A 17,991-nucleotide genomic window follows, 5' to 3' on the forward strand; every position below is an offset into this window, starting at 1 on the left:
TGCTAGGGGTCTTTCACAGGATCATGTCAATTTTAAGGTTGTTCGAGATTTTACAACTTTTGTGCCCCGGTGGGCGGAGTTGACGCGTTACGCGTACCAACAGTCAGCAAGATAAGAATGAAACTCTCGTGGCTCGCCAATCCTCCTAATCCGCATATCTTTCCTCCAACGCCTCTCGCGCCCGGCTACTCTGATCCAACTGATCCTGTGCTATCGCAACGCTCAATTGCTCTGGGCTCCCGGAAGAACCGGCCAAGGCGTCTTGTGAATTCAGGAGCGTCGCATCATCCATCCGCATCGAAGACCCAGCATCGAACCTTGTATCATTTGTTGCGGCAACAGGCGCCGGTTCGAGCAGATCCGCGGTTCTACGGGCTTCGTCCGAGAAACCCTCTTCAATCAGGCGATCAACGACTTTTCTGGCATCAGCCGCGTCAATGCTTGGGTCCAGATCAGGTAACGACGTCAGCGCGACCTGCACGAATGTCGCGCTGTCCGCATGATCAACCAGCGCCTCTATAAGCTGTGAAACAGCAATCTCTTGCACCAGTGGCGGTAACGAGCTGGTCTTTTTCAAGGCGGCCAAGGCGTCAAAAAACCTGTTGTGATCAAGATAGGCATCAAATGCCGCTTCCCAGCTTTCCATCTCTCTTTCGGTACCACGCAACTCCGTGGTGACAGCAGCCAAGCTGTCGGGGTCACCTGTCTTGTCGCCCTCCTTGCCTGCAAGGCCTGTCTTCCTTTTTGCCAGCGACTCTTCCAATGTTGCATGGGTCACAAGCTGTGGGAAAAGGGATTTTTCATCACCTCCGAGTATTGAATTTAATCTTGGATAGAGCTGAATTTGAAGCCCGGGTGACAAAAGTTGAAAATCCTGCAATATTTGTAACTTGATGTTTCCCGGAATATCCGCTTCGCTGGTTGCGGTCGCGAGCAGAATATCAAAAAGGGGACCACAGTCACCGAACCGTCCTGAGACTGAAGGCGCAGGATCGGAAATAGCAGAAACAAACTTGGAAAAGCCTGCGGCATCATCGGGGGAATCCGAGATAAGTTGAAATGTGGCTTTTGCCTCTTCCAATAGCCCGTTTGACAAGAGGTGAACGACCAATTCCCTGGTGATTGCTTTGTTATCAGACATTGCGCCGTCATTGATTGACCGGGCATAATTGCTACCGTTGGTCTGACCAGTAAGCTCAGGTGTTTCTGTGCCGATCACAGACCAAAGGGCTTCGGACCACTGGCACAGCCGGTCAATTCCTTTGATCGAATTACCTCGAGTGATATCCCGTTCAACCGCCTGATGTTCGCCGTTGCGAAGTCCCTTCGGAACGTCAGAAAATCCGACGATATGTGAATTTTGACTGATCTGCGCGGCAATTGAGTTTGACAATCGATCCACGGCAGAAAAATCGAGCGCCAAGGCATCCATGGTTGGGCTTGGTTGGGGTGGTGCCTCAGGTAATTCAGGGAAAGCGCCTGGTTTGAAAGGCAACAAGGGGAGAGTGACTGTCTCTTTCTCAGTGCTCTCGAAAATGTCGATAACGAGCAGATTGTTTGCTTCGATCCGGGTTTTGATATCGCAGTTGCAGGTCACTTGCAATTCAAGGGTAGTTTTCAGCACCCTTATTGCGCCAACCCGATCTGCGCTTAATCTATCAAACATCATATCTGTGTTCAGTTTCGAGAAGGGCGGTGTCAATATCAGGTGGAACTTGGCATCACCCATGGGCGTGTTTTCAAAACTCTCTACTGTTTGTTCCGAAGCGATTGTAAGCCGGGTAAAACTCCCGTGTTCTCCGCCGCGAACGATCCCGGTGTTTGCTTGCGCGACTCCAGCCACGACACAGACCGCAAGCAAGAGCAGGGCTGAAAGAAATTCACGCATGGCTTTTCAAAGACCGCAATGCCTCGTCCAAAGCGCCAAAGCCGGGACGAAAATGATGGGGAATGTTTTGCCGTGCGACCTCAAGGCAGATTTTGGGGGGGTGTTGCTGCATGTGCGAAACAAATACTTCCTTGATGGTCTTGTAGAAGTTGATATCGTCGTCTGCCGCCGCTTTCACCTTGAGTGCGAAAGGGGCGACGAGGCAGTAGGCGAGAAAGACACCGAGAAACGTGCCGACAAGCGCCCCTCCGATCAGTTTTCCCAGGACTTCGGGTGGCTGATCGATCGATCCCATAGTCTTGATAACCCCTAAAACCGCCGCAACAATTCCGAGGGCCGGCAGGCCGTCGGCAACCGATTGGAGCCCGTGCACCGAGTGTTCGAGGTGATGCCGTGTCTCGTCGATCTTCTTGTCCAAAAGCTCTTCGACTTGAATGGGGTCGTCATAGTTCATGGAGGCGGACCGCAATGTATCGCAGATGATATCCAGTGCAGCGTGATCTTTTTGCAGCTTCGGAAATTGCGCGAAAATGTCAGAATCTTGCGGGTTATCAATATGCGCTTCAAGACCGACGGGATTTTTGCGTGCGACGCTGATCAACTGATACAGCACCTGAAGCAGCATGTTGTAATCCTCGGCCCTCCATTGGCTGCCCTTGAACACCTTGAGAGTATCCTTTGCCGTCTGTTTCACGGAGGAAAACGTGTTGCCCAAGGCGAATGATCCGATCGCAGCCCCACCGATCATCATCATTTCGAACGGAAGGGATTTGAGGATGATTCCAAGCTTTCCGCCCGCCAATAGATAGCCGCCGAAAACCATCGCGAATGTAAAGGCGATCCCTGCCAGAGCGATCATGTCGCGTAATCCTTTCTTGTGCGCAAAGCGCTGTTACATCACGACGAATTCGGCATGGAGCGCGCCAGCTGCCTTGATCGTCTTGAGGATATCGATCAGATCATTGGGCGTGATCCCCAAGGCGTTCAGGCCGGTGACGACATCAGACAATGACGTTCCGCCCGGCACCTCGGCAAGCGATACAGCGGGTTCATTGTCGATCTGTGCCCCGGTCCGCGGAACGACAACGGTTTCGCCTTCGGCGAACGGGTTTGGCTGCACTGCTATTGGCTGTTCCTGAACAGTCAATGTCAGGTTGCCCTTGGAAACAGCAACGCGCGATACGCGGACGTTTTCACTTATCACGATGGTCCCGGAACGTTGGTCAACCACAACCCTTGCGAGCGTATCTGGCTCGATTCGCAGATTTTCGATCTGGGCCATCAGGTGCGCCGGCGACCGTTTGCCGGAGGCAGTCAGATTGACCGACACGGTCCCTGAATCGGACATCTTCGCAATGGCAGAACCAGTTGCCAGGTTGATCGCGCGCTCGACGCGGAACGCAGTGGAAAAATCCGGGCTTTTCAGAGCTATCGTGAGAGTCTTTAACCCATCGAAATCGAAGTCCACCTCGCGTTCGACAATGGCCCCGGACGGGATGCTTCCTGCCGTGGGAACGCCCTGAACGGTTTTTGCCGCGTCCCCCTCTGCAACGACTCCGCCGGCGATGATCGACCCTTGGGCAACAGCGTATATCTTGCCATCCGCAGCGTTCAGCGGTGTCATAACCAGTGTTCCGCCGCGTAGGCTGGAGGCGTCGCCAATGGCCGAGACTGTCACGTCAATCTTGCTGCCTGCGCGCGAAAAAGGTTTCAACTGGCTTGTCACAATCACGGCGGCCACGTTTTTGGCCCGGAATTGTTCGCCCGTTACGTTCACGCCAAGGCGTTCGAGGATGTTTGACATCATATCCTCGGTAAAGGGTGAGTTGCGCAGGCCATCCCCTGTTCCGTCCAGCCCGACAACCAATCCGTACCCGACAAGGTCGTTCCCGCGCACGCCTTCGAAATCGGCCATGTCCTTGAGCCGGACTCCCTGGGCTGTGGCAAGGACCGGTAGAAGTATCAGGATGCTTGCTATCAGGAATGATCTCATCTCAGGTACTCCGCCAACGAGGTTCGGCTTTGGCGCGCAGCAACCCTGTAAAAGATCTCCAGCTGCTGCTGCGCCGCTTCAAAATCTGATGCTGCTTCGTATCGATCGATCCCGACCAGCGACACGCGATCAGAGGCGAGGCGGGACAGCTCCGCTTCGGTTCCGGTGCGGGCACGTTCGATGCTTGCTTCGGTCAGGCCAAGGCTGCTTCGCTCTTCCGTCAAGATATTGTCAGATTGGAGCAGAGCTGCGCGTGACTGGCTCAATAGGTCCTTCTGATCCGGTATTCCAAGGGCTATGCTAGGATCAGAGGCCAAGGCAGCCTGCGCCAATGCCTCCAAATGGTGACGCATGGTATCGGAATCCGCCCGCACGCCAAAGGTCGCGGTTTCATCCGAGGATAGCGGAAGGCTTATGAACCCGGTATCGGACCCCTGATAGGCCATGGTTTCAAATCCAGCGCCAGCCGAGTTGAACCAGGTATCCAGCGCAGTTCGAACATCGCTGGCTGTGACACCCCCGGCCACATCGGATCGCAGCATGTTCAACATGGTCTGTCCGTCCGGCAATGGTCGCGTCTGCGTAGCGGTCCCAGAGAAAAGCCTACGTCCAGCGACTTCGGAATTCAGCGCATTGACCGTGTCGATAAACACTTCGGCCGCCTTGTCTGACACTGCCTTCAGTTCCGATCGGTTCTGGAGCTGTGGAGTCAGCGCCAAATCGCCACTCAACTCGGACGCTTGATCCTGGATATGGCCAAATGCGGATTGCGTGGCGCCCGCCAACAAGGCAGCTTCGGCAACTCCGCGTTGATGTTGCTCCAGAAGCTCGCTCTTGCGATCAATAAGGGATACGGCCAGCGTTGAACCGCCAAGGTGGCGTGCCTTGTCTGGTGCCAACCCCGTCGTTGCAGCCTGTGCAGCGGCATCAGCGCTGTTGCGCAGCTGGGTCTGAAACCGGCTCGACAGCATATATGATGCAAGATCACCAATCGCGCGCATGAGAGATTCCTTCAAATTCTGAGAAGTTCGGACAGCATGTCGTCGACGACCTGCACGACCCGCGCGTTTGCCGCGTAGGACTTTTCCAGCTCGATGAGTTGCTGCAATTCTTGGTCGGAGTTGACTCCGCCTTCGGCTACGGACTGCCGGACGCTGTCGAAGTGGGACGAGGCAAATTCGAGTGCGTCGCTTGCCCGTACCCGGTTCGAAGAAACATCGCTTGTCAGAGATTGAATATGTCCGACAAGCGATTGAGGGACGGTTCCCAGAACAGACGATCCAGGCATTGTTGCGCTTGAGAATTGGGAATTCAGGTCAAGGAGCAGGCTTGTCTTTCCAGCGTCCCCTTGGGTGACCGCATTCACTCCCTCGCGCCATCGCCATGTTTCGTCGTTTGATGCTGACAATGACGCGTTGAGTGAGATCCGGGTCGCGATTCCGGTTTCGTTCAATGCATTGAAAGCCATGCCGGAATCGGTGAACACACCTGGGTCACCTGGCAATAGTGTTGCATCAGGGCCGCCCGGGCCAAAGCGTTCGATCGTGTCGCGTGCGATTGCATCGAGCCGTGCTTGCGCCTCGACGCCCAGGCCGTCGCGAAGGTCGAACTGTGCGGCAAGCGCGCCGCCTTCCATCATGCCAGAGCCGGGAATATCGACCGTTTGGCCGTTCACTTCGATCCGGGACAGGAGGCCGTTTCCAACAGTCATATGTGGCAGGACGGCACTGGGCGACTCAAAGGACAGTGTCGCGGCCCGCCCGTCAAGGAGTGTTCGTCCTTGCGTGGTAAACACTGCGACTTCGCCGCTGTCACGTTCAATGACGTGCAGGGGAACATATTCCGAAAGGTTGTCCAGAACGCCATCGCGCTGGTCCATCAGCGCATGAACGTCTCGCCCATCATGATTGGCTGTCATGATTTGCCCGTTGAGTTTTTCAAGCTGTGATAGCCCGGAACTCATCTGGTCAATGGTCGCGGAAATCTGTTGGTCAGCGCGGGTGCGCAGATCCGAAATGCCGGTGCTTGCTTTGCGCAGGGCTGAGGCCACCCCCTCTGCCGCAACGGAGATATTTCGCAACCGGGTTTCGGAGGACGGATCGGATGCTGCCGACAGCAAAGCGGTTTCGAATTTCGTCAACTTGTCCGCGACGGACCCTAGCGTATCGATGCTGCCCACCAATTTCTCAAGCCCGGCGTGGAAGGTGGAGGTTGTGGATTGTGCAGACTGATCCGCCAGTGCCAGCCGTTTTTGATGCGACAGGATCGGGTTCGCATGGCGTGTGACCTGCGCCACGGTGACGCCTCCAGACGACTGGGTTGCGTTCGATACAAGATTTACTTCGCGGCGACCGTAGCCTTCGTTCAAGGCGTTCGCGATATTTGACGATATCACGCTGGTCCCGCGGGCGTTGGCGGTCAGGCCGCTCATCGCGTTGGAGAGTGCGCCAGATAGGTTCATGGCGGTATCCTTCCTGGTTCAAGGCGTGTCATCGTTTGATATTGGTCGCTTCCTGCAACATTTCGTCCACGGTTTGGATGACCTTGGCGTTGGAGGAATAGGCCCGTTGCGTGCGGATCAATTCGGTGAGTTCGTTGGCGATGTCGGTCGCGGATTCTTCCAGCGCGAAGGACAGGATGTCGCCGGTTGATCCGTTGCCCGCGTCCCAAAGAAAGAAACTGCCGCTTTCGGGGGTTGGCATGTAAAGCTGACTGCCTGCCGCAGCCATGCCATTCGGGTTGGGGATATCGGCCAGCGGCACCTGGTATAAGGTTCGGGTCGTACCGGTGTCGTAGAAGGCATTGACCATACCTGTTTCATCAACTTCAACAGAGGTGACCTTGCCAACCGGGGCACCGTCGCGGCCGATATTGAAGGGCGCAAAGATATCGGAGAGCTGCGAAAGGCCCTCGTTCTGACCATAGCGCCCGATATTGATATCGATGGGTCCGCTCGGTGCGGCCACGGTCAGCACCCCGGTGGCCGGATCGTATGGGCCGCCAGAAACATCGACCACATCGCGAAGCGTGCCGCCCAAGGTTCGCGCATCATCGAATTCCAGATCATACTGGCCAATGACGGTCCCCGGATCAGCACTATCGACAATTTCCATGGACCATGCGTTGGACGTGCCGGCGCCTGGCACAGCCGGGGTGAATGTAATTTCAAGCGACTCGGCCCGGCCCAGATTGTCATAGTATTCAACAGACTGGGTAAGCGGGTCCCCTCCCGCACCTGCTTCGGTTTCAGTTGCTGGAAGATTGATCCCGAGTTCGATCCGTGTAGTTGGTTCGCCACTGAACTGGTTGACGTTGACCCTCACAGGTTCGAGCGCTTCGCTGGTGGCGCGCGGATAATTGGGGATGCTGCCGTCAAGATTGGCGGGCCAACCCAAGAGCATCTGGCCGGATTCCGTGCGCAAATACCCGTTTGCATCCGTTCGGAATGACCCGGTTGAGGACAAGAACATTTGCGGTGTCTCGGACCCGGCCATCACCTCGGTTGCTTGCGCGACGGGCAGGAAGCCGCGACCGCTCACGGCCAGATCGGTCGGATTGGAGGTCGTGGCAATCGCGCTTTCGTGGTCGATATAGCGCTGGGTCGTGGCCCGCACACCACCGGCGGTGTAGGCGCCGCCGCCAGAGGTTACGACCATGGAGTGGAAATTGGCATCGACCCGCTTGTAGCCGGGCGTTTGCGAATTGGCGATATTGTCAGAAATTGTGGCCAGACGGGTTGCGTTGGATGAAAGGCCAACAACGCCCGCCGTAAGAGAAGAAGAGATCGACATGAAGCGCCTTTCTGGTGTGGAGACTCGCTGTGCTCTCACCAATAAGGGCAGGGCTTTAACGGGGGCCTAACGGATAAAAGTCGATGAATTTCTCTCGACAGTCACCACCGCAGGAAGACTAGCTCGATCCGGTTGTTCCGCTCGGCCATGGCGTTATCAACCACAGGTTCACGATCCCCATAGGCCGTGACACGGCGCAACCGTTCCGGGGTGAGACCGTATCCATTCAGGATCTCGGAAAAGCGGAAAGCGCGCTCCGAAGACCAATCCCAGACCGGGTCTTCGCGGCGGACAATCGGAACCTTGGCAACATGCCCTTCGATCGCGATTTCGTTTGTCAGAAGCTTGCTGGCCTCCCGCACGGCATAGGCGATTTCATGCAGGATCCGGGTCGGGGTGGCCTCATCCGTGAAAAGCGGTTCATCGGCGGTGTCATGAAACTCCAGGACAAGCCCTTCATCGGTGACACGGGTCACGACATGGCGCAGCCACTTGTCCTGCAGTCCGCTTTCCCCGCCGAGGCCCAGCAGGACATCCTCTACTTCCTTGAAGGCCCGTTCTTGCGCGTCTTCCTCTCGGGATGATGTGCTTTTGCTGGTCGTGTCTTGCAGTGAGCTGGCCCCGACTCCCATGCGCGGAAGCACGTCCTCGGCGAAGACGCTGTCGCCCATGAACATGCCGTCCGACCCACTGGACAGGCGGCTGATCGGGGCAGTCGGACTGAAATAATCCGAGATCCCTTTGCGCTGTTGTTCGGTTGTCGCGTTCAACAGCCACATCAGCATGAAAAATGCCATCATTGCAGTGACGAAATCGGCATAAGCCACTTTCCACGCACCACCGTGATGACCGCCCGCGGCGATCACTTTCTTACGCTTGATGATAACTGGCGCGACATTTCTGTCGGTCGCCATACCCTACTCCTTACGCCCCGCAACCGGGGTAGCAGGCAGGCGTAAACCGTGGCTTAACAATTAAAAATCGACGGGTGTTTGCGTGGCGGCGTCAAACACCGAAGCGATCCGGCGCGTAGGCGCCCAGATCGAGATTCGACGGCTGATCGGCGATCAACCCGGCAACAAGCCGCCCGGTTTTTGGTCCTCCGGTCAAGCCGACATGCTGATGACCGAAAGCGGTATAAACTCCGCTGCGCCGGACCTGACCGATCAGGGGCAAGCTGTCGGTTGTCGCGGGGCGGTGACCCATCCAGGTCTGCTCGGACGAAAATTCCAGATGCGGGAAGGCCTCGGGGATCTGGCGGCGCAGCAGAGCAAACGGCGCGTCTGACGGTCCGGCCTCCAATCCGCCGAGTTCGACAATCCCGGCACAGCGCAGCCCCGCTTTCATCGGCGTTGCCGCGAATTTGCCGGACGAAACCATTGTCGGCGCGCGCGGACCGCCCGAGGCGTCTTTCATGACGATGTGATATCCGCGCTCTGACTCCAGAGGAATACGAAGACCCAGTTTTTTCATCAACGTCTTGGACCAAGCGCCCGATGCGATCACCACCTTGTCACAGGACATGGCACCTTCGGATGTAATGACGCGCGGTGGTGCATTCTCGGAGGCCTCGATGTCGGTTACATCGGCACGTACAACCCGTCCGCCCATCCTCTGGAATTCATCCGCCAAGCTGGCCACATATCCGCCCGGATCGGTGACAAACCCATGATCCTTGACCACGGCAAGACATCCGATGTTCGGACCGTAGCCCGGATCGAATTCCTGGACGGCAGGTCCTTCGATCAGCGTGGGGTCGAAGCCACGCGCCCGCCTGATCTGCCAGGTATAGGCCTCTGCCTCGAAATCGGCGCGGGAGCGGTAGGCGAAGACATAATCGCTTTTGTTCAGGTAGTCGCGGGCACCCATCCCCTCTGTCAAAGCCCAGTGCTGGGTTACCGTATCACTGGTGATCTCGGCCAAATTGCCGGATATCCGGCGCGTATCGCGGTCGTTTGCATGTTTCATATAGCCGGTCAGCCAGGGCAGCATCCGAGGCAAATAGGACCAGCGCACGAACAAGGGCGAGTCCCGGTCAAGCAGCATTTTCGGTGCTTTGAAAAACAGGTCAGGCGTTGTTTCGGGCACCATCGCACAGGCGGCCAGAAGCCCCGCATTGCCATAAGACGCGCCCTGTCCGGGGTCTGCGCGATCCACGAGGGTCACCGTCTGACCGAACCGGCGCAGCCAGATCGCTGTCGACACACCGACGATCCCGGCGCCGATCACGATGATTTTCTTGCCCATCTGTTTGTCTTTCGGTGGCGCACTACAACTGACCAGTGTTTTGTGCCCGAAACAAGCCGGGCCGCGCAGGAAAATCGGCCTTGAATTAAAAGACGTCGCGCAAAACCGGGGCGCAGCCGGGGTTTTGCCAATCCTTGGGCTTCATGTCCCGGCCTGTGCCAGGCGGGGCGCGCCGAACCGGATGTTCCATGCAAGTATCGCGAGCACAACCGCTACTCCGGCAAGATTGATCATCAGCGCCTCGGGCCACAAGCACGCAAAGCCGGCGGCAAAACAGATGATCCGCATGATCCAGCCAAAGGGTCGCTCCATGCAGCCCTGCAGCCCCGCAGACAGCGCATATACCCCGACAACGGCAAAGCCGAACACCTGCAACATCGCGAGCCAATCACCCGACAGGAATGGCGTATAGGCAAACAGGACCGGCACGATATAAAGGCCCTTCGCCAGCTTCCAACTCTCGACACCAGTGGCCATTGCCGGCGCCTTGGCAATCGCCGCAGCAGTAAAGGCGGCCAGCGCAACAGGTGGGGTCACATTGCTGTCCTGAGACAGCCAGAAGATGATCATATGCGCAGACAAAAGCGCACTTGTCGCGACCTCGGGCGGCACCACCAACTCGCGTAGGGGTGACGCAACCTCGAGCGGCAGGCTGCGGATGAGCGTTGACGCCTCGGATTGGGTCAGATCGCGATTCAGCATCTCGGCCTGTTCCGGCACGCCGAACATCAGGATGGCGTTCGCGGCATCGGGCAAGGCGCCCGCAGCCAATTGCGCGATCACGAACTGGTCGCTGATCATGCCGGACAGCGCCGGGGCCGACAGCGTGGCCAGAACGATATAGGCCGCCGTCACCGGAAGCCCCATGCCAAGGATCAGGCTGGCCAATGCAACCAGCACAAGCGCGATCAGGATATTGCCACCAGCCCAGCTTGCGATCATCAGACTGAAGGTGTTGCCGACGCCAGCCGTCGCGATCACGTTGACGATCAGGCCCACGGCACAAAGCAGAACTGCCGTCAGCACCATGCCCTTGGTCCCCATCACGAAGGCCTCGAACACCGCTTTCGGGTTCATCGGGTTCTTGGTCAGCCAGCTTGACCCGATCACGGCGAGGATTCCGAAGACCGCGGCATACGTCGGGGTGAAACCCGACACCAAAAGCGCAATCAGGGTGCAGATCGGGATGATGAAGCTGGCCCCGCCTTCGCGAAAGGCCGACCCGAGCGTCTGGCCTTCGTCCGGCATCGGGGCGAGGTTGTTCCGGCGCGCTTCGATCCGCACGAAAAACGCGACTGACAGGAAATACAAGAGCGCCGGCAGGGCCGCGACCGCAACGATGGTCTCGTAAGGGATCTGCGTGAAACTTGCCATCACGAAGGCTCCGGCGCCCATGATCGGCGGCATCAGTTGCCCGCCAGTGGACGCGGCCGCTTCGACGCCACCCGCGAATTTCGATTTGAAGCCAGCGCGTTTCATCAGCGGAATGGTGATCACGCCTGTCGAGGCGGTATTGGCAACCGCCGAGCCCGAGATGGTCCCCGTCAGACCTGACGCGATTACCGCAACGATTCCCGGTCCGCCCACCAGTTTGCCCGCCACGGCGCGCGCCATGTTGATCACGAACTCTCCTGCGCCCGACCGCAGCAAAAAGGCGCCGAAGATGATGAACAGGAAGACATAGGTCGAGGAAATCCGCGCGATCGTGCCGAACATCGCGTCATCGCCATAGATCGACCGGAACGCCACTGTTTCGACGCTCAGGCCCGGAAAGGCAAAGACCCCGCCGATGAACTGCCCCCAGAAGGCGACATAGGTCAGGGCCAAGATGATCAGGATCGGAATGATGATCCCGGCCACACGCCGGGTCAGCTCTATTGCGCCAAGGACACATACGGAAACCGCGATCCAGTCGAGCGGGGCAAGTTTCACCCCTCGGTCATAGATCGCGTTCTCGGCAAGGGTCAGCCAAACCGCTGACGCGGCAACGGCAATACCGAGTGTCAGGTCCAATGCAAGCGGTGCCGCCTTGCCGGACCTCCCGCGCCACATGGGATACAGCACGGCGGCCAGCGCGGCGAATCCCGCGAAGTGCCAGCCGTTGCGTTGCAGTTCTGACAGCACCGGGTCGAAGGCCACGTAGATGTGCCCGATGGCGATCAGGAAACAGACCACCGACAAGGCCATATCCGCCGAACCGCTGAACGATCTTATGCGAGCGCTGTCGTGGTCTTTCTCGATATCTGACATGGACCCACCGATCGTCAGGGGCCAGCCCATGAGGCACACGGGCTGGCCAGAGGATGTCGGATTACTGCGCTATCAGGCGCTCGGGAATGTCCAGCCCGGCTTCCTCGTAATAGCGTTGTGCACCGGGGTGCAGCGGCAGGGGCAGACCCGCGATCGCCGCTTCCAGCGACATTGCCTTGGTAGCGGGATGGATCGCCTGCAGGAAGGCCAGGTTTTCATACATTGCCTTGGTCAGCTGGTACACATCCTCTTCCGGCAAATCGGCGCTGGTGGCCAGGAAGTTGGGCTGTGCCAGGGTCTGAACTTCGGCATCCTGACCGGGGTAGGTGCCCGCGGGGATGGTGAACGGCGTCCAAAGGCCCCGATCGCCGTCACCTTGGGCCATTTCTTCTTCGGTGAAGTTGAGCAGGGTGACGGAGTCGCCAGCCGACGCCATCAGTTGGCTGATCGCACCCACCGGGATGCCGGCGGGAATGCCGACGCCCTCGACCTGACCGTTCTGCAACGCTTCGGATGACGGACCATAACCGCCAAAGACAAGGTCGTAATCGTTGTATATGTCGATGCCGAACCCTGAAAGGATTGCCGCGTTCGACCCGATCGTACCGGAATTCTGGCTGCCCAGCGCCATGCTCTCGCCCTTCAGGGCCACCATGTCCGCCATCGTGCCGGTGTTCACAGCGTCCGAGTCGATGATGTAATGCTCGACATTCTGCCACAGCATCGAGACGGATCGCATGTTCTCTTGCGGTCCGACCTCTTCCAACGGGCCAGTGCCCGTCGCGGCGTAATAACCGTAAAGCCCCTGCATGATGCCGAACTGTGCTTCGCCTTCACGGATCAGGCGCACGTTTTCGCCCGACCCGGCAGAGCTGATGGCCGACATGCCGATGTTCTGCTCCGGCTCGAGCTTGACCTTCGCAAGCGTCGCGAGTGCCACGCCAACCGGGTAATATGTTCCCCCGGTTGATGCAGTCGCCAGAATATAGTTTGCGCCATCGTCCTGCGCCTGGACGGATGCGCCCGACATTGCGATTGTCGCGGCGAATGCCGCGGTCTTGAGGTGGTTCATGAGGTCCTCCCGGTTGATGCGCCTTACCGACGCTTTGGCTACATTAGGCAGAATTCCCGACCGAAAGTAGGGAAAATTTTGGTTGCGTCCAGCACAACCCTGCGAATCATGCCCGGAGCGGTGTCGAAACGGCCGACCTGCATGAGCCGCTCTATTCCGCAGCAACAGGTTCCAGACCTGCATCCTCCTGCGCGCGCCGCGGCGACAGAACCAGACGCAACAGGGGCGGGACCGTCAAGAGTGTGAGGAAGGCCGACATCGCCAAACCGCCGACAACCACCGCACCCAGGCCACGGTAGAGTTCTGATCCCGCGCCCGGAAACAGAACCAGCGGCAGCATCCCGCAGACCGATGTCATCGTCGACATGAAAATCGGACGAATGCGGTTGCGCGTGGCTTCGATGATCGCATTTGCCGGAGACATGCCGCCTTCGCGCAAGAGGTGCAGTGATTGATGCACGATCAGGATGGCGTTGTTCACGACAATCCCGACAAGGATCACGAACCCCAGCAATGTGAGCATGTCCAAGGGCTGCGTCCCGATGAGATTGAGCACGGCAAGGCCTCCGACCCCGCCTGCCGCCGCAACCGGGACCGAGATCATCACGACCAGGGGCAACACGAAAGATTCGAAAAGCACAGCCATCACGAGGAACACGATGACCAAGGCGACGGCAAGGTTGATCTGAATTGCATTCCACGTCTGCGAAAGCTGATCCGCCGTTCCGGACACGGACAGCCGCACTCCGGGCGGCAGCCCTTGCTCTTCGAGCGAGGCAATCACTTCGGTTTCCAGAAGCTCGACAGCGGCCTCGAGCGGTAGCGCATCGGAGGGGCGCACCTCGAGCGTGACGGTCCGAAGTCTCTCCAGGTGGCGAATTTCCGTCGGTCCGGCCGTCACCCGCACTTCTGCCAATTCCGAAACCGGAACGATCCGGCCGGTGGGCGTCACCACCGGGAAACTTCCCACATCCTGCGTCCGCAGCCCGTTCAGGATCGTGCTGTCCCCCTTGAGCGTAAGGTCGAGCCGCCGGTTTCCCACATTGATCTCGGCCACCCGGAGCCCGTCATTGAAGGCGTCCACCGTCGCGGCCAGGTCCTGCGTGCTCAGCCCGGCATCGGCGAGCCGGATGCGGTCCGGGATCAAACGCACCTCCGGCGCGCCCAGTTCGAGCCCCGGTATCGGGCGGAATTGATGGCCTTCGGAGCGCGGCAAAAGCTGGCCGATCGACCCCGCCGCCTGCCCGGCCACGCGCAGGATATCCTCCAGCCTGTCGCCTGAAACATTCAGCTCGATGGTCCGACCACCGCCGACCCCGCGTCCGAACAACGAGGGTTGCGTCATGAACCCGAACGTTCCCGGCTCGGCAAAGATCGGGCGTGACAGGATTGGAATCACGTCTGCGATCCGGTCGCCGTCCACGGCTGCCGCACCAACGAAACTGTTGCCCGGCGTCGCCACGAAAAAGAAGGACTCGAGCGCCGGTTGCCCATCCGCCGTTTCGGCCTCCGGCGCCGCGGACCACATGGGTTCGGCCACCGCCTCGATGCGTTGCGCGATGGTTTCTGTGGTTTGCAGGTTGTATCCCGGCGGCGGAATGATCAGCCCGAAAACGAGGTTGCGATTGCCTTCGGGCAGATATTCGAGCTTGGGCAGGAAAAGCCACGCTGCGGTGATTGCGGTCGTTGCAATGAGTGCGACCATGACCAGACCAACGGCCCGGAATTGCACCGTGAAACGCACATATTTCATGACCAGCCAGGTGAAAGCCCGTCCGAAATGGTCGATGCCGGGCAGAGGCATTTTCTTGGTCTGCCCACCGGCCAGCAGACGGCTCGATAAGGCCGGAATGACAGTCACTGCCACGACAAGCGACAGCAATACGGAGACCGAAATCGCCACCGCGATGTCCCGGAACAACTGTCCCGCTTCAAGTTGCATCACGAGGATCGGGATGAACACCATGACCGTCGTCAGCGCCGACACGAGGATCGCACCCCAGACCTGCTTTGCGCCGATATAGGCCGCCTCGCGCCGCGATTTGCCCTCCTCCCGCAATCGAAAGATGTTTTCGAGCACGACAATGGCCGCATCCACGATCATGCCGACGGCAAAGGCGATACCGGCCAACGAGATCACGTTCAGCGTCCGGCCTGTCACGGCCATCGCAACGAAGGTGGCGACGATGGACACGGGGATCGCCATGCTGATGACAAGCGTCGCGCGCGGACTGCGCAAAAAGATCATCAGCACGGTCGCTGCCAGCAACCCGCCAATCCAGATGTTCTGCGTGACCAGGTCAATCGCGCCTTCGATATAGATCGTCTCGTCATAGACCTGTTCCAGCGTCAGGCCGTTCGTTGCAACCGGCCCTGCTTCGAGGGTTGCAATGACCTCCTTGATCTCTGCCATCGTCGAAATGACGTTCGCGCCCTGCTCGCGCACGATATTGAAGGCCAGCGCAGGTTCACCGCGGAACCGCAGGCGGGCGGTGTTTTCCTTGTAGGAAAACCCCACCTCCGCGACATCGCCAACCCGGACACGTCCCAACGCACCATTGTCACCCAGGCTCTGGCTGCGCAGAACGACGCTGTTGATCGCGTCTATCGTGTTCAGGTTTCCATCCGCGCGGACGGTGTATCGGCGTTTGCCTTCTTCCACATCGCCGGCGGAGATGCTGATATTCTCGGCGCGCAACCGCGCGACAACCTCCGGGATCGTCAATCCAAGCCGCGCCAGTTCCTCGGGACGGATCACGATCTGCAATTCGCGCGACACACCGCCGAACACGTTGACGGTGGAGACGCCGTTCACGCGTTCGAGACGTTCTTTGACAACGTCTTCAACAAAGTCACCGAATTCCGGCAGGGGGCGGGTGTTACCGTCGGCTGCCTTGACCATCACCCATGCAATCGGGCTGTCATCCGCGCCAGACGTGTTCAGCGTTGGCTCACCGGCCTCGCTGGGATAGCCGCCAACCCGGTCAAGACGGTTCGACACCAGCAGCAGGATATCCCCCATCTCCGATCCGATGGCGAATTCGAGCGTGACAGAGGCCCGGCCGGTCCGGGCGCTGCTCGTCATGATCTCGAGACCTTCAAGCCCGCGGAACGCGTCTTCCTGCGGATTGATGATCTCGCGCTCGATCTCGGCCGGTGCGGCGCCTGGCCAAATGGTTTCCACCACGACAACGGGTTTGCGCACATCCGGTGCAAGCTGAACGGGAATGCGGCTCAGCGCCAATGCGCCGAAAAGGACCGCCATGACAACAACAGCGATCACGGCTATGGGGCGTTCGATGGAAGCGCGGATCAGGTCCATGGGTCAGCCCTCGTTCTCGGTCGCAACCGCTGGCCGGTCCGACGCCGCCGCGTCGTTTTCCGAAGCGCCTTCCGGCGGGCCGGAGGGCGCAATTTCCTGCCCCGGTCGCAGCCGCTCATTTCCGCGCACCACCACCGCGTCGCCTTCTTGCAGCCCCGACAGAACCTCGAAAGAATTGTTGAGCGCGGCGCCGATCTCGACCGTCCGCGGCACCGCTTTGCCATCTTCGTTGACGAACACGCTCCAGCCACCGGAGCTTTGGACCAGCGCATCTTTCGGCACCACGAGAACCTCGCGTGGGGTGCTGATGGGCACATCCAGCGTCACGGTCTGACCCACGGCAATCACCGCGGTTTCATCTGTGACCTCGAACCGAACGGGCCGCGTGCGGGTGGCGGCAAACTCGGTTGGCAAGACCGCCCGCAGCATCAGCGCGATCGTATCCCCGATATCCGTCGTCGCATCAACGGTCTGGTCGCTCCGCAGCGCGCTGACGAACCGGGCGGGGACGTTGGCCTCGATCTCGAGCGCAGCCGTGTCGATAAGCGTTGCCACATCGCTGCCAGCGGCGATGAACTGCCCGACTTCCGTCGAGACATCGAGAACAACCGCATCGAACGGTGCGCGCACGATCGCATTGTCCAGACGATACCGGGCTTGTTCCAACGCATTCCGCGACGCCTTCCTGCGTGCCTGCGCCTCTTGCTGTGCGCCGCGCGCCTCGGCAAAATCGCTGGCTCGCTCTTCGAGCTGGGCTTCGGCAATCGTGGAATTCTGTCGCAACCTTTCGGCCCTGCGAAAGGCCTTTTCCGCCCGGTCCAGCCGCGCTTCGGATACGGATATCCCGGCCTGTGCGATGGACAGCTGTGCCTCGGCCTGCGCCAGTTCGATACGCAGCAGTTCGGTGTCCAGCCGCGCGAGCATATCGCCCTGCGCGATCCGGTCCCCGACGCGCACCGGCACCTCTTCGGCAACGCCCCCGACCCGCGCGGCGACCTTGCTTTCGCGTCCCGCGACAACCTCTCCGAACACCGAAACCGTTTCAGCCATCGTGGTGGTGGTGACAGCTTCGGTCGACACGCCGGCAGGGCGGCCCTGCGCGTCCGCAAGCCTCGGAAAGCCCAGTATCGTGACCAGTATTGCAATGGATGCAATCCTTCGCATTGCTCGTCTCCCTCATGTGGCACCAACCGTCCGTTGGGCTAAACTAGCGTGTCTTTGCCGAAAGGCAGGGCCATGGCGTGCCTTTCGGGTGTCAAATGACCTGTGCCGGCGGCTTATGCCAAGAAAACCGGCAACTCTAGGGTTTGAGCCCGGCTTTTACGATTCCAATGGGATGCGGCGCCCAATCCGTGCGCCCCTTTCCCCTTGATCCAATGATCTGCTTGCCTATACCGTTCAAGAGTGCGTTACCGCGATAGCCGCTGC

12 protein-coding genes are annotated in these 17,991 nt (G+C 59.1%); all 12 read right to left on the reverse strand.

The annotated features are described in order from the left end of the window. Positions 1-145: 145 nt before the first annotated feature. Entirely contained in the window at positions 146-1,888 is a 1,743-nt protein-coding gene (locus tag LCF59_RS14110; RefSeq protein ID WP_292288254.1) for a hypothetical protein, read from the reverse strand. Next, positions 1,881-2,747, reverse strand: a complete 867-nt coding sequence (gene motA / locus LCF59_RS14115) for a flagellar motor stator protein MotA (protein WP_292288255.1) — start codon at positions 2,745-2,747, stop codon at positions 1,881-1,883. Before motA ends, LCF59_RS14110 begins: the two co-directional genes overlap by 8 nt. 33 nt (positions 2,748-2,780) lie before the next feature. Continuing rightward, positions 2,781-3,881, reverse strand: coding sequence for a flagellar basal body P-ring protein FlgI (locus LCF59_RS14120; protein ID WP_292288256.1), 1,101 nt, complete (start codon positions 3,879-3,881; stop codon positions 2,781-2,783). Continuing rightward, positions 3,878-4,882 carry a flagellin gene (locus LCF59_RS14125; protein ID WP_292288257.1) on the reverse strand — a complete coding sequence of 335 codons (1,005 nt, stop codon included), beginning with the start codon at positions 4,880-4,882 and terminating at the stop codon, positions 3,878-3,880. The genes LCF59_RS14120 and LCF59_RS14125 overlap by 4 nt, the downstream gene beginning before the upstream one ends. 11 nt (positions 4,883-4,893) lie before the next feature. Next, positions 4,894-6,342 carry a flagellar hook-associated protein FlgK gene (flgK, locus tag LCF59_RS14130; protein WP_292288258.1) on the reverse strand — a complete coding sequence of 483 codons (1,449 nt, stop codon included), beginning with the start codon at positions 6,340-6,342 and terminating at the stop codon, positions 4,894-4,896. 28 nt (positions 6,343-6,370) lie between these two features. Continuing rightward, positions 6,371-7,672 carry a flagellar hook protein FlgE gene (locus tag LCF59_RS14135; protein ID WP_292288259.1) on the reverse strand — a complete coding sequence of 434 codons (1,302 nt, stop codon included), beginning with the start codon at positions 7,670-7,672 and terminating at the stop codon, positions 6,371-6,373. A gap of 101 nt (positions 7,673-7,773) precedes the next feature. After that, on the reverse strand, positions 7,774-8,586 hold the full coding sequence (locus LCF59_RS14140; protein ID WP_292288260.1) for a flagellar motor protein MotB: 813 nt from the start codon (positions 8,584-8,586) through the stop codon (positions 7,774-7,776). 91 nt (positions 8,587-8,677) lie between these two features. Beyond that, positions 8,678-10,051: an NAD(P)/FAD-dependent oxidoreductase gene (locus tag LCF59_RS14145; protein ID WP_367273414.1), complete on the reverse strand. Its 1,374-nt coding sequence runs from the start codon at positions 10,049-10,051 to the stop codon at positions 8,678-8,680. Positions 10,052-10,060: 9 nt separating this feature from the next. After that, complete coding sequence (locus tag LCF59_RS14150; protein WP_292288261.1) at positions 10,061-12,169, reverse strand: TRAP transporter fused permease subunit; 2,109 nt, start codon at positions 12,167-12,169, stop codon at positions 10,061-10,063. A gap of 61 nt (positions 12,170-12,230) precedes the next feature. Then, complete coding sequence (locus LCF59_RS14155; protein ID WP_292288262.1) at positions 12,231-13,241, reverse strand: TAXI family TRAP transporter solute-binding subunit; 1,011 nt, start codon at positions 13,239-13,241, stop codon at positions 12,231-12,233. 151 nt (positions 13,242-13,392) lie between these two features. Continuing rightward, on the reverse strand, positions 13,393-16,563 hold the full coding sequence (locus LCF59_RS14160) for an efflux RND transporter permease subunit (RefSeq protein WP_292288263.1): 3,171 nt from the start codon (positions 16,561-16,563) through the stop codon (positions 13,393-13,395). Positions 16,564-16,566: 3 nt separating this feature from the next. Then, the gene (locus LCF59_RS14165) at positions 16,567-17,727 is read right to left on the reverse strand and encodes an efflux RND transporter periplasmic adaptor subunit (RefSeq protein WP_292288264.1); all 1,161 of its coding nucleotides are present in this window, start codon (positions 17,725-17,727) and stop codon (positions 16,567-16,569) included. Positions 17,728-17,991: the final 264 nt, after the last annotated feature.

Source organism: Marivita sp., assembly GCF_020055675.1.
Lineage (GTDB): Bacteria > Pseudomonadota > Alphaproteobacteria > Rhodobacterales > Rhodobacteraceae > Marivita.

Bases quoted from the DNA above. Each gene is read 5' to 3' on its own strand.
- LCF59_RS14150 (WP_292288261.1), bottom strand. From the start codon at position 12,169: ATGTCAGATATCGAGAAAGACCACGACAGCGCTCGCATAAGATCGTTC.
- LCF59_RS14165 (WP_292288264.1), bottom strand. From the start codon at position 17,727: ATGCGAAGGATTGCATCCATTGCAATACTGGTCACGATACTGGGCTTT.
- LCF59_RS14155 (WP_292288262.1), bottom strand. From the start codon at position 13,241: ATGAACCACCTCAAGACCGCGGCATTCGCCGCGACAATCGCAATGTCG.
- LCF59_RS14110 (WP_292288254.1), bottom strand. From the start codon at position 1,888: ATGCGTGAATTTCTTTCAGCCCTGCTCTTGCTTGCGGTCTGTGTCGTG.
- motA (WP_292288255.1), bottom strand. From the start codon at position 2,747: ATGATCGCTCTGGCAGGGATCGCCTTTACATTCGCGATGGTTTTCGGC.
- flgK (WP_292288258.1), bottom strand. From the start codon at position 6,342: ATGAACCTATCTGGCGCACTCTCCAACGCGATGAGCGGCCTGACCGCC.
- LCF59_RS14135 (WP_292288259.1), bottom strand. From the start codon at position 7,672: ATGTCGATCTCTTCTTCTCTTACGGCGGGCGTTGTTGGCCTTTCATCC.
- LCF59_RS14120 (WP_292288256.1), bottom strand. From the start codon at position 3,881: ATGAGATCATTCCTGATAGCAAGCATCCTGATACTTCTACCGGTCCTT.
- LCF59_RS14140 (WP_292288260.1), bottom strand. From the start codon at position 8,586: ATGGCGACCGACAGAAATGTCGCGCCAGTTATCATCAAGCGTAAGAAA.
- LCF59_RS14160 (WP_292288263.1), bottom strand. From the start codon at position 16,563: ATGGACCTGATCCGCGCTTCCATCGAACGCCCCATAGCCGTGATCGCT.
- LCF59_RS14125 (WP_292288257.1), bottom strand. From the start codon at position 4,882: ATGCGCGCGATTGGTGATCTTGCATCATATATGCTGTCGAGCCGGTTT.